11 protein-coding genes and 1 riboswitch are annotated in these 13566 nt (G+C 41.7%); all 11 genes read right to left on the minus strand.

Going from position 1 to position 13566, the window contains the following annotated elements; all coding sequences use genetic code 11:
* Window positions 1-9 precede the first annotated feature (9 nt).
* The 11 genes from O0550_RS07415 to O0550_RS07465 all read right to left on the minus strand — a co-directional run bounded on the left by O0550_RS07415 (window position 10) and on the right by O0550_RS07465 (window position 13467).
* Window positions 10-1956, minus strand: a complete 1947-nt coding sequence (locus O0550_RS07415) for an ATP-dependent helicase ComFA (protein WP_258425957.1) — start codon at window positions 1954-1956, stop codon at window positions 10-12.
* A 76-nt stretch (window positions 1957-2032) separates the two neighbouring features.
* Window positions 2033-2413, minus strand: a complete 381-nt coding sequence (locus O0550_RS07420; RefSeq protein WP_236867697.1) for a hypothetical protein — start codon at window positions 2411-2413, stop codon at window positions 2033-2035.
* Window positions 2414-2505: 92 nt separating this feature from the next.
* A complete protein-coding gene (locus O0550_RS07425) occupies window positions 2506-3213 on the minus strand; it encodes a response regulator (RefSeq protein WP_003334302.1) in 708 nt (235 codons plus the stop codon).
* Between the two features lie 5 nt (window positions 3214-3218).
* Window positions 3219-4397 (minus strand): sensor histidine kinase, encoded by a 1179-nt coding sequence (locus O0550_RS07430; protein ID WP_003344545.1) that lies wholly within the window; start codon window positions 4395-4397, stop codon window positions 3219-3221.
* Between the two features lie 11 nt (window positions 4398-4408).
* Entirely contained in the window at window positions 4409-5419 is a 1011-nt protein-coding gene (locus tag O0550_RS07435) for a polysaccharide deacetylase family protein (RefSeq protein ID WP_258425958.1), read from the minus strand.
* A gap of 162 nt (window positions 5420-5581) precedes the next feature.
* Complete coding sequence (metK, locus tag O0550_RS07440; RefSeq protein ID WP_003334298.1) at window positions 5582-6787, minus strand: methionine adenosyltransferase; 1206 nt, start codon at window positions 6785-6787, stop codon at window positions 5582-5584.
* Between the two features lie 129 nt (window positions 6788-6916).
* Window positions 6917-7037: riboswitch (SAM riboswitch) on the minus strand.
* A 73-nt stretch (window positions 7038-7110) separates the two neighbouring features.
* Complete coding sequence (locus O0550_RS07445) at window positions 7111-9666, minus strand: S8 family peptidase (protein WP_258425959.1); 2556 nt, start codon at window positions 9664-9666, stop codon at window positions 7111-7113.
* A 185-nt stretch (window positions 9667-9851) separates the two neighbouring features.
* Complete coding sequence (locus O0550_RS07450) at window positions 9852-10856, minus strand: SLAP domain-containing protein (RefSeq protein ID WP_003344549.1); 1005 nt, start codon at window positions 10854-10856, stop codon at window positions 9852-9854.
* Window positions 10857-10920: 64 nt separating this feature from the next.
* Window positions 10921-11853 carry an SLAP domain-containing protein gene (locus tag O0550_RS07455; RefSeq protein ID WP_003344550.1) on the minus strand — a complete coding sequence of 311 codons (933 nt, stop codon included), beginning with the start codon at window positions 11851-11853 and terminating at the stop codon, window positions 10921-10923.
* A gap of 106 nt (window positions 11854-11959) precedes the next feature.
* A complete protein-coding gene (locus O0550_RS07460; RefSeq protein ID WP_258425960.1) occupies window positions 11960-12931 on the minus strand; it encodes an accessory Sec system S-layer assembly protein in 972 nt (323 codons plus the stop codon).
* 98 nt (window positions 12932-13029) lie between these two features.
* A complete protein-coding gene (locus tag O0550_RS07465; RefSeq protein WP_309304372.1) occupies window positions 13030-13467 on the minus strand; it encodes an NAD-dependent epimerase/dehydratase family protein in 438 nt (145 codons plus the stop codon).
* Window positions 13468-13566: the final 99 nt, after the last annotated feature.

Here is a 13566-nt window from a genome sequence, read left to right on the forward strand (position 1 = left end):
TTATTCCCCTCATTCTATCATTGTTGCAGTCTCTTCTGCCAAGCGATTCATTCGTTTAATATGCCTGATAGCTTGAGCAGGGCCAGAAGCTTTCTTATTCATGAGATAGAGAATCTGTCCCTTTGGAGAATCACTGGACCGTCCCACTCTTCCTGCTATCTGGACTAGCGAAGCTTCGTCGAAGATAGGGGCATCTGCCTCTAGTACAATGCAATCGCTACGAGGAATGGTTACTCCGCGTTCCAGAATCGTAGTCGTTACTAAGATCATGTACTCCTTTTCTCGAAAAGCACGCACCTTATGTTCACGTGCAGGATCTGAAGCGTGTACCCCTTCTACTTTATCTCTCATATCCGTAAAAAAGTGCTGAACATAAGCTACCACAAAGGGAATTTCCTCAATTCGCGGCACAAATATAAAGACCTGCCTGTGTGCCTGTATACTATTTCGTAAAAAAAATAATAAGGGAGTAATGGGCTGTAATACATGAATACTTTGACGCAAGTGGGTTGTAACAAGCTTTGTTGGAATAGGAAGTGGATGTCCATGAAACCTAGCTGGCAGAATAGCATGTGTAGAGGAAGTAAGAGAAAGCTTTTTGTGAAAAGGGAATACTTGATTATCCATTCGTTTTTTTACTAGTTCTTGCTGAAGGTAGCGTGGGGGTGTAGCGCTAAGATATAAAATCTTGCCATGTGGTAATAACGAGCGCTTCACAGCATGATACAAAGTCTTATTTTGGTGGTAAGGAAAAGAATCTACCTCGTCAACTACTATCAAAGAATAACGCTGGTAGCAACGTAACATCTGGTGTGTAGTCGAAATCATCAGTTGGCTTTGCTCCCATTTTTGCTGACTGCTCCCATGAATAGCCACGACTGAAATGGAAGGAAATACGTTTTGTATACGTGGGGCTAGTTCTAAAACGACATCTTTACGAGGGGTAGCTATACACACAGCTCCTCCACGTGCCAATTCTGCATCGACCGCTGGAAACACGAGCTCTGTTTTCCCTGCCCCACAAACCGCCCAGATTAGAAATCTCCGTTCTTTGGAAAAAACGAATTCTCTTACCTTTTTGGCTACGATTGCTTGCCTCTTAGAAAATTGTCCATTCCATTGGAGGATGGTTTTTGAGGAAATGCAATGTTGCGCATCAGCATCCAGATGACCGGACAGACTGGCAGGCACAAATATTAGAGGTACACAGCTCTTGCATCTCCCCATCGAAAGGCAATTATAACAGTAGGCGCAGGGTTGTTGACAGCTATAGCAGCTTGTTTGTTCAATTTCCCTGAAACTATTGCACCGCTCACAATGATAGGACAGTTGATGCTGCCACCAACAACGATGTAGTTCAAGACTAACACTTGGGCGCCACTCTGCTTTTCCCTGTAAAACAAGCCATTGCAATGACATGATAAGGTGATCTGAATGATTTAGGGTTATATAGGGGGATTTCTGAAAGCTCAACCTTTTAACTTCTTCTAATAATAACGCCCTGCCTTGTAGCTTAAGATAAAGCTGATGCGTCTGCTGCTTGTTACTAGCAAGGAATTCTATTACATTTTGTTTTTCAAGCATATGAGATTCACAAGCCCTCTCCTCCCCCTCCAATTCTTCGAAGCTAAAGGAGCAGGATCGCCCGTAGGAATAATTTTCACCCATCTCCCTTACGGATAGACGATTTACCTCTTTCGTGTAGCCTTGAGCCACCAGACGTGCCTGCTTGAGTGTATGAGAAGCAACTTGACCAGCGGTAGCTTGCTGCGTAATTTTTCTGTTCACCATGTCTCTTATCCCGAAAAGTAAGGAGAGTGATGTACTTTTTCCAATAATGTGCAACCTTTGCCCGTTCTGCTCATTCCAAAATTGCTTGTCTACCTGGAAACACGGAGTAATATATGCTAAGACAGAATGTCCATCTTCTTTTAAATAAAGAACATATTCATGCATACTGTCGATCCCCCCTTGTCCTTATTCTTAAAAAAGACAAAGGGAGCATGCAAGAAAAAAGAGACCAGCCTATAACTTAGCTAGCCTCTTTTCCAACTGTTCGTAAATCGATGACAACGACCGATTCTCTTCCTGCTTGTTGTTCTCTTATGGTATCTGGATGGACTCGGTATAATATCTCCGTCATCCGCGGCGTATCGTCAGAAGAGCCTTCATCCACAAAACTAATACTAATTGGCTGTCCATATAAACCAGATTGAAACATCAGGGTACGTACAGCCTCTTCAACTCGATGCTCTGAATTATGCAAAAGTAGTTGATAATGTGTCAAGGTCAAAGGCTCCATAATAGAAGTGGCCCTGCCTGACTCCATCCAGATATAGAACATTTTCAGCAAAAGAGCGGAGCAGCCGTATGCTGCAAACAACCAGATCATAAAATCAGCCAACACGGTCATCCCCTCCTGTAATAAGGTATGCCGTACTGCTTGACTTGGTTGCTTTCTCCACACTCATTTTTCGTAAATGATGTATGATCCGCTTAAAAATCTTACAGCTTTACCCAGCCATTCTTGATGGATATAACCACAGCTTGAGTACGATCCTGTACATTTAGCTTTTGTAAAATACTGCTTACATGGTTTTTAACCGTCTTTTCACTGATGAATAAATATTCACCGATCATTCGGTTGCTTTTCCCTTCTGCCATTAATTGCAAAACTTCACGCTCACGACGCGTCAAGGATTCAATGATACGCGGATCCATCACTGGTGACTCTTCGAACGTAATACTACGATCCATTGACTCCTCCTGCTCGCTTAAGCGACGGAATTCGTCGATTAACTTACCGGTCACTTTTGGATGGATATACGCTCCACCTTGGGCAACTACGCGTACTGCTTCTACCAATTCAGAAGTCCCCATATCCTTTAGTAAATAACCGGATGCTCCTGAACGAAGTGTGCGGTAGACATATCCTTCATCATCATGAATGGATAAAATGATTACTTTTGTTTCTGGGCTAATTTTTACTACCTCTTCTGCAGCCGAAACACCGTTGACATTTGGCATATTAATATCCATCAATAATACATCTGGTCTGTATTCAGCTACTAGCTTGGGAGCCTCCATTCCATCTGAACCTTCGCCCACCACTTTGAAACCAGATTCCATATCGAGTATTCTCTTTACGCCTTCACGAAACAATTGATGATCGTCTACTAACACGATTTTAATTTCATCCAACAATTTTTCCACCGTTATTACCCTCCCTGTTTGCCGGTACTTTTGAATACTGACGCGGGCTGTAGCGGTATTTGAAACACCACTCTAGTCCCTTCTTGGCTATTGGACGTAATGCCGATTCTGCCATTCAGTAATTGGCAACGTTCCTTCATTCCCATTATTCCGAACGATTGTCCTTTTTTGCTAACCTCACTCACATTAAATCCAATTCCATCATCTTTTACGACAATAAACATGTTTTCCAGCTGAAACTCAACCTTTATTTGGACAAAATTAGCTTTCGCATGCTTGTACACATTGTTTAGGCATTCCTGAACTAAGCGAAAAGCTGCTGCCTTAAATGAACTTTCCAACTTATGTTCTTTACCAAAAACAATTAGATCAATATGTAATTTACTACGATCCTCAAAGGTTTGTATATACTTTTGCAAAGTTGGAATGAGTCCTAAGTCATCTAAAGCCATTGGTCTCAAGTCAAAAATAATTTTTCTGACATCTGCTAAACTCATTCTTACAATTTCCTTTAAGCTGCCTAATTCCTGTTGAGCATCCTGGATTGCGTCATTTTTCAACATTTTTTCTACAATTTCTGTACGCAATACTACATTGGCCATGGATTGTGCAGGTCCATCATGGATCTCTCGGGCTACCCGCTTACGCTCTTCTTCCTGGGCCTGAATAATTTTAAGTCCCATAAGCTGATGCTGCTTGGCAGATTCCAAGGCTTCCTCTACTTTGGACAAATCTCCTGCTAAAAAGCTATGAACCACGCTGATCTGGCTTAGTAACCCTTCTGCTCTAGTAATTGTCTCTAAAATATTCCGCAAACGAAACTCTAGCTCGTCGCGGCGTTTCTTTAGGTTATTTTCCCGCTCACGCATTAAGGAAAGCTCTATCTGAACATTATGAGCTTCCTCATAAGCTGCACGAATATCGTTTTCAGTAAAGCTTTGAAAATTGCGGCTTACTTGTACCAATCTCGACCTTGATCGGCGGGACTGTAACTCTAAATTATCAACATTCTGGATCACTTCCGCCAATATTTGCCGTATTTCAACAATCTCTTTTTTGATTGCATTACTTTCCGAACGAGCACCTTCTGCTATCTGAAATATTTGCTCTTTGCTCATTTCAACCGTTCGAATCGTTTTTTTTATGACCCCATCTAGAAGGCTGATATCAATGCCTTTATCCATGGGTTTCCCCCTTATTCTTCCATTTTTACTTTAGTAAATAGTTCAAGGAGCTGGGGTGCACCTACCTTGCGTATTCCTACATCAAATCTCGGGATGGAATATGGATCTTCATTTGGTTTCACAACGTCTCTTCTAGATGTAAAGACATACTGATATCCTGCTTCCTTTGCCGAGTCAATCACAATCTTTCTTTTATAGCCTTGGGGTAAGGAGAGAGAGGCTATAGGCTTTTTCACAAGTTGCTCTAAGCCTATTTTCGACATCTTAAAATCAACAAATAAACGACTTTGGTACTCTTCCTCATTCTCTGCACGTTGGAATTCTTCTAGATATACAGGCTCTGTTCCCGCTTTCTGTACTCCCCACTCATCCAGCTCTTTATGCTCATGTAAACTGAATGTGTGCGAGCCAATATCAACTAAGCCGGAAGCCAGCATTTCGTCAATTTGTTGATAAGCTAAAGGAACGGTCATATTTTCTCGCTTTCGATCCATGGTATCTCGCAATCTACCTGCAATTACAAAAGATGCAGATGGATACCCATATTTGGAAAGCAACGGATATGCATGTGTGTAATAACTTTCATAGCCGTCATCAAACGTAAATAAAACTGCATTCTCCTTGGCAGTTACGCCTGTTTGCATAAAAGTAAAAAACTCTCTTAGGCTAATAGGATGAAAGTTATGTTCCTTTATAAATTGTAAATGCTCACCAAACTGCTCTGGTGTTATTACAAATGGCTTATTACTGTCACGGTCAATGTGATGATAATTCAAGATGACAACCTTGTCTTTATACCATCTCTCGTTTGATAGCTTTTCCTCTGGTTTACTAATTCTAGAAGGAATTTGCTCTACGTCTGGCCCTTTTGGTTCTAATGAATGAGACGTATGATCCCCCGTCTTTTGTTGCACATAATCCGTATTTTCTACCCCTACATTCTCTGGTCTAAACCAATACACAAGGATAGAAAACAGCAGAAGAAGAAGGAAAAAGACGAGAAAGAAAGGTTTTTTCTTCATGATGCGCCCATGTTCCTTTCGATCTTATTATAGTGCTTTTCGACAAAGATTTACAGAATCCTCTACGTAGTCTACCCCATTGAAGTTGTACTTGCCTAGCCTTTTTCGCAATTTTCATAAGAAAAAAGAAGCCCAGGAAAATCCTAGGCTTCTCTGTATTTTTTACAGGCTAGCAGCGTCTTTTTTTAGATCTTCTGCTTTATCTGTACGCTCCCATGGTACATTCAGATCATTGCGTCCGAAATGACCATATGCTGCGGTTTGTTTATAGATCGGACGGCGTAGGTCTAATTGCTTAATAATGCCTGCTGGGCGTAGATCAAAGTGCTTGCGAACCAACGCTACCAAATCAGATTCCGCAATTTTTCCTGTTCCAAATGTATTTACAGCGATAGATACCGGTTGAGCTACCCCGATTGCATAAGCTACCTGTACTTCGCAATGTTCAGCAAGACCTGCAGCTACAATGTTTTTCGCTACATAGCGAGCTGCATAAGCACCAGAACGGTCTACTTTTGTAGGATCCTTACCGGAGAATGCACCACCGCCATGACGAGCATAACCGCCATACGTATCTACGATGATTTTACGACCAGTTAAACCGGCATCCCCTTGAGGACCACCGATAACGAAACGTCCCGTTGGGTTAATGAAGTATTTCGTTTGATCGTCTAACAGATTTGTAGGAACGATCGGTTTAATTACTTGCTCCATTAGATCCTTTTTAATCTGATCTAGTTCTACTTCTGGAGCATGTTGAGTAGAAATAACAATTGTATCGATGCGAACTGGTTTATCGCCATCGTATTCAACAGTTACTTGCGTTTTACCATCTGGACGAAGGTATTCAAGCGTACCATTTTTACGCACTTCTGTCAGACGACGCGCCAACTGGTGAGCCATGCTGATTGGAAGAGGCATTAATTCTGGTGTTTCATTGCAAGCATAACCAAACATTAGACCCTGGTCACCTGCACCGATTGCTTCGATTTCAGCATCAGTCATGCTACCTTCACGTGCTTCCAACGCTTGGTCAACACCTAGTGCGATATCTGCTGATTGCTCGCCGATTGCAGTAATAACACCGCATGTATCTGCATCAAAACCATATTTTGCACGATCGTAACCAATTTCACGAATCGTATCTCTTACTAGCTTTTGGATATCTACATATGTAGAAGTTGTGATTTCACCTGCCACAAGTACTAATCCGGTGGTAACAGATGTCTCGCATGCTACACGAGCATTCGGATCTTTAGATAAGATCGCATCAAGAATAGAATCAGAAACTTGGTCACAAATCTTATCTGGATGTCCTTCAGTAACGGACTCAGATGTAAACAAGCGACGCCCTTTTTGCAATTCCATACTTAAAACCTCCTTCAACTGGAAACATGATATATAGTATGTTTGCCGAGCCAGGTTTCCATCACGACAAAAAGAAAAACCTTTCCCTCCGCTGAGGAAAAGGTTGCTTTTCTAATGCGTTCCTTAACCCTCTTATCGGCCAGAGTGAGTCTAACTATTTAGATAGTTATCCTTTCTCTGCTGGTTAGCACCGCTCAAAACGGTTGCCGGGCTTCATTGGGCCAGTCCCTCCACCTACTCTGGATAAGAGTAATATCCATGATTTATAGAATAATCTTTTTTTAGAAGGGTGTCAATGTACTTTTGTAAAAAAACCCGGCATTTTACAATTGGAAGGATTTAGCTAATACAGTGACCATTTCCCCACGTTTCACAGGACGATCTGGCTTAAAGGTTCCATCCTGATAACCATGTAACCAGCCATAGTGTGAAAGTGTTTCGATTGCAGCCACCGCCCAATGTGATTGAGGCACATCACGATAAGAAGGACTGGACGACGATCTTGACACGTTTATTTTTTTAGCACGCGCAATCATCAAAGCCATTTCTGCTCGATTAACAGGTCGATCCGGTTCAATTTTCCCATTGAAGCCGCTCATAATACCCAACTGAGAAGCCTGTAACAAGCTCTCATATGCCCAATGCTTCTTATCTAAATCCTTATAGGTATTAAGACCTATTCGACCAGTTGGAAGCTTTTTGGCCTTCATCGAGCGAAGGAGCATGTCTGCGAATTCAGCTCGCGTCATATTAGCATCTGGACGGAAGCTATACGTATTAGGTACGGTAATGACTCCATGTTGAGTTAAACGACCTATATCATTTCTAGCCCAATGCCCATGTATGTCTCGAAAGCCGCCGTACATTTCCTGACGAGTTAATGTAAATCGATACGCATCATAGCGGAATGGCGTAGTACTGGTCAGCTTTATATAGTATGTCCCTGCAGCTAATTTTTTTTCAAAGACAATGCTATTATCTTGTCCAAAAACCTTTTCCGCTCGAATTGCATATTTCATATCGCGACTATCGTAAATACTCATCATGATCTTTACCTGTGGCGGTACATAAGGTGCCCGAATGGTAACATACGTTTCTTTTGGAACCGAAAATGTAAACCAATCGTTATCTGCCTCTGAAGGAATTGTACCTGTAATTAGACTGTTATCCCCTAGTTTTGTAGCTAAACGATAAGTATCGTTTGGTTCATTTGGGTCTTTTCGTTCAGGCATATAATTTAGCTGAAAAAAGTACTCGCCGCTCACAGCAGCAGGATAGCTGTTCTGAATTTGGAACAAATAACGACCTGGCGTGACATTCATCTCCAGGCTTTTTAATGGATCAGTGGGCGAGCTGCTATTAAGGGAAATTCCGCCAGATGTCTTATCGCGTTCTTTACGCACCTTAATTTCCGGGTCTAATCGTAGAGTATCTGTATCCACTCGCAGATAAAGCTTGCCTGGATCACGTACAAAATAGGAAAACCAATCAACGTCCTGTGCTGTGTGAAAATTCCCCTTGATCTCAATGTTATTACCTGGAGGCAGGGGTCGGACTTGATCAATACTATTATTTGGCTCATATCGATCAGGTGCAATGGCAAAACGATTGGTAATGGTATAGCGTAAAGTGCTAGACACCGCAGACCGTTGGAAGTGAATGTGAACCTTGCCCGGCTTCACTGCAATTGTTGCAGTGGCTTTATTACCAAGATAATACGTATCCTGAGGCTTTCCATCCTGATAAACACTAGCCGCCAATGGAGCCTGCATATCCACGGAAACCTCTGCTTTTAATTCTAAGGTTCCCTCATAAGGAATATCCGTGTAAAACCAATCGCTCTTATCTTTGTCGCTTAGAGTGCCGTGAATCTGACTTTCCATGGGGAATGCGGCTGCCGTACGCTGTGTATTGTTTGGCTCATTTATATCATCAGGCAGTCTACTCATTACTGCCTTCTGAACATTTAAAAGACCATATCCTGTCCGCCTGTCCCATCTCACTCCATTTAATTTCGTTGCTGAATGGTACAGAAGCTGGCGTACCTCCAACGGTTTCATATTTGGGTTCCTAGCCAGAATTAACGCCGCCGCACCAGCTACCTGAGGAGCCGCTGCAGAGGTGCCCTTCATCGAATCGTACCCGCCACCTCTTGTGGTCGTATATACATTCACGCCTGGGGCCACTAGGTTAATTTCTGGTCCAAAATTAGAACGGCTATGGATGGTATTAGAGTTCGTAACGGCGCCAACCGCAATCACTGTAGGAAAAGCAGCAGGATAGTTAACACGACTCCCTTCATTTCCAGTAGCCGCTACAACAACAACTCCCCTATCCTCTGCAAAATCTATTGCATCCTCCAGTGCCTTCGAATAATATAGTGCGCTGGCGGACATCAAAACAACTTTGGCTCCTTCATTAACTGCTCGTCTAATTCCCGCTGCTAAACGATCAGATGATGAAAGTCCTTTTTTATCCAAAATTTTAATAGGCAATATTTTAGCGTTCCATAAAACCCCTGTTACCCCTAAACCGTTGTTTCCTTTAGCTCCCAATATCCCGATCACATTGGTGCCATGCCCGTTTAAATCTGAAGCACTTTCCTCTTGCACTAAATTAATAGTAGGCAACAGATTGTCCTTCAAATCTGGATGGGAAGAGTCTACCCCGGAATCAAGTACCGCAATTTTAATCGCTGTATTGCTGTTGACGATCCCCCAAGCCTCCACTGCCCTAATCTGCGTTAAATGAAGCTGTTTTGAAAAGTAGGGATCGTTCGGCATCGCGGCTGCTTGGGCAGGCTTTTCACCAACCGTAAAAGCAAGTAAAGTAATAACAACCGGAATAATCATTCTTTTTGTCAACTGTGTATATCGCATATGGTGCCCTTTCCTCCTTCTCCTGTAAAGAAGTAAATCAGGAAGGATTAGCGTTCTTAATCTTTCAATTGTTCTTTATATAGCATAGTATAGGCTTGCTCAAGAGACAACCATTTCCTGCACCTAATTTTTCCCAAATGCAATAGATAAAGACCCCTCTCATCACGAAAGGGGTCATAAAAGGATTACTGAATGAATCCCTTGTTATTTTCATGTAATTCTAGCTTCTGAGCTTTTACATCTTTATCCTGTCTTGCATCTGGTACATAAGCCTTGCATTTAGACAAGTCCAGATCTTTGCCTTCTAGCGAACTTGCTGGGATATAGAATCCCCATACGCGTTGAGTTTTGGGTTTAATGTAGAGGCTATGCAGGCCAAAATGCATGCGTGCAACGTCTCTACCAATCTCGTCACGGATATACACAGGTACTTCTGTGAATTCTACACGTTTATCTAAACCATTCATGAAGGCTACAATTACTTTTAGACCGCCATCTGGAACCTGAACTAAATCAATAGCTGTCAGTTCAACTTGACCGTCACGGATCGGGAACAGGTCTTTTACCTTTTGGATATAAGACTCTTCCTCTTCATCTGTTAAGCCGTTGTGTTTCTCAACTAGCTTTTCTTCCATTTTATATTGATCTAGTCTTTCTTTATCATAAACCATAAATAATTGCGTATCATCCTCAGGCATGAACAAAAAATCCTCCCATGTGAAAAGGAATTCACATGGACTTGCAGACATATCTTGCAAACCACCCATTGTTAGCATCTCAAAGGATTTGCGTGCCACTACCTTACCATCAGAGGTAACCAAAGCAAGTGGTAATTTATTTAACATAATATCCTGATGTGTAGCATTACGAACAAATGTCATTACCAGGAAGCCCGTATTTAATACATTCGTAAAGAACGGAAAAATCCCTACCTCATCACGGACAACCGGTGGCAACTCATCGTGAATGAATTGCAACAACTCAATGTCCATCTCTTCCAAATTCTTGGAAGCTAAACTATTCAAGTTTAGAAACAATTCCTTGGAAGGGATGCGGTTTGACGATTGCTCAGGCTGTTCAATGCCAGATACACCTAGGTAAAACTCTTTTTGTAGAAACTCATGAATATCCTCACGGGCCTGTTCTAACCCCTGTTTAGAACCAAACCAATTAACTAATTGCCAACTCATTCTATAACCTCCTGTGCATAAGGCAAGGCGACATGCTTTTCAGCAGTCACCTTGCACGCTTTCTCTATAAAACTTCTACATCCAATTCCCAATTGGATTTATTCAATGTTTGATTCATGTTAACAACTTTTGGCGGGAACGCTAATATCCATGGCTTGCTAGAACCGCTTTTCAGACTGATTTTACTTCCATCCACGATTCCTTCCGCTATTACCTTCTCCTTGTTTCGTTCACGCACTACTACACGCAATGCCTTTGGTTGGAAGGTGTCTTCCAAAGCGCTGCGGATTAGCATCGCCACGATTAAACGCCCATCCTCTTTTAAGCCAATATCAAAACCGGTGAAACTAACTGTACCTGGAGCCAAGAAAGGAAGATTGTATATCATATTTTCCAGACGATCCTTTTGCGTTACGGTCAAACGTTTTTCCATAGCTGGATCAATCTCTAGATTTTTTGGCCAGACAAACTCACGTTGTGGCAGTCCAATAATCAGTTTCCATTGTCTAACGTCCATAGATCTTTCGTTTGTCACCAATTCTTCTGGGAAAGTAATTTCCCACGGACGACTGCTCATTGGTGGAATTATTCCAACTGGACTCAGATCAAATTCACCTTTAGCAAATAAATGACCTTCAACAGCAATTGCTAGGTCTAATTTACCCATTTCTACCGGTATTGATGAGGCGTTACGAATAAATAAAGCTACGGTAACAGCCCCTTCACGAGGAATCAAGCTAAAACCCGTAAGTCCTAATGTTCCCTCAGGAATATCTGGCAAGCTATCATTTAAGAAGCGCAAGGTATACTTTTTCTCTTGATCCAGCATTTCATTCCATGCTGGGTTGAAAGAAACTTCCAGATCGCTTGATTTTAACATTTTTTCTGTCGCTTCTTCAATCCGATTATGTGTAGTCTGAGAAAGGTCTTTCTTGAGATCCTCGTGACTTCGCATTTCATTATCGTTAGTAAACCAATTCTTTAAAAAGTTAAACATAAGATCCCCCTCTTTGCTGTGATACAAAATTCCTATATAATCAATTCCGTTTTTAACGTAGTACGATCTCTAGTCAGTGACTAGGAGTTATTCGCCGGGAAAAAGATTAATTTTGAGCAAGCTGCACTTTCCACTGGGATAAATCAACATTTTCCTTTAGGATGCTCTCTTTTGGAAAAATAAACATCCAAGGCTTGCTTGTTTGGGCATTTACAACAAAATCCTTTAGCTGGAATACACCCTCTGCTACCTTATCACCTGTGGCATCATAAAGAGCCAGTGGCAATTGTTCAAAAGAAAGATTTTGAGTCGATCCATTCCGAATTAAGAGAATCGCTCGAATTAGGCCTTCATCGTTTTGCTTTGCTTGAACGCTCTGAACATTTACTTCCCCTTCTTTTAGCTCAGGAAGACTTTTTGCCAGCTCGATAAAGTATTTCTTTTGATCGTCAGTTAACGATTTTACCCAAGATTCTTCCAGCTCCAAATTTTTCGGCAGGACCATTTTATTTTGAGCCAATTCAAAGGCAAGTTTCCAGTTTTGCAGCAGAACATTTGTCGTGATAAAGTGTTCTCTCGTAAATACAAAATTCCACGGTCGAGCATGGAACGCCGGAATTTCTCCAAGCTCGCTTAGATCAAATTCTTGTCGGGTAAATAGCTTATCGCCCTCAAACAGGATAAGCAAGGTCATTTTCCCCAACGCAACAGGCTGATCGCTTGCATTTCGTACAAAAGCCGCTATTTCAACGCCGTCCTCATGAGGCACCATATTAAATCCGGAGATAGCAATATTGCCCTCTTCCAAAGGCTCCAATTGGTTAGCCATAAAGGACATCGAATATTTCTGCATATTATCTAGCTCACTTTCCCATAACGGGTGCAGGGATAGCGCTGTTACGCGTGTAGCGATGCCAGTTGATTTTTGTTTCGTATTCTTCTTAGCTTTGTCATTCTTCTTATCCGAAGCTTGTTTATCCGTGTTTGTAACAGGCAACACAGACTGTTCCTTACTTTTCGGCAAAGTAGAGGTGTCTTTTTCATCACCTGACAATATATTTTTCAAAAAGGAAAACATGATTTGTCCGCTCCCACATGTATAGTATTGTCTACCTATATTCTTATCTTTTCATATTATCATAAGTAACCTTCAAAACACAAAAGCCCATATTTTCCTTAACTCAATCGTTTCAGGCATTCCATTATACCCTGTTCATAAGGGGTATGTACAATACTCCCTAGCTCGTGTTCATACTTACTGCCGTCTAACTGAATGGTAGATTCTGTGACATACATCATCTCCACCATTTCCTTCATAAAGGGCTGGAACCAGCCTAGCACTGTCATTACTTTCCGGCCAATTGGGACCATGAAATTTTTTCTTCCATTATATAGACGTGCCATCTCCCTGATTTGTTTTGCTGAGATCGTCCCCGAACCTGGAATATTCCAAGTCGTTCCATACGTATTCGGACGTTTAGCCAATCGAATTATCGCTTTGGCTGCATCTGGTGTATAGATGTATTCACGTTTAACAGTAGGATCGCCAATAAAGATACTAGGCTTCCCTTTAGCAATTTTCTTTATCGTATTCTCAAAGAACAGATAATTGATTCAAATCGCTTCCTTATTATATGGTGCTTTGCGCAGACGGATTTCATGGTTTATAATCCATTACGTCTTTGCACAAAAAAACGAGCGTAAAGCTCGCTC

It is taken from the genome of Brevibacillus halotolerans, assembly GCF_026891775.1.
Lineage (GTDB): Bacteria > Bacillota > Bacilli > Brevibacillales > Brevibacillaceae > Brevibacillus_B > Brevibacillus_B halotolerans.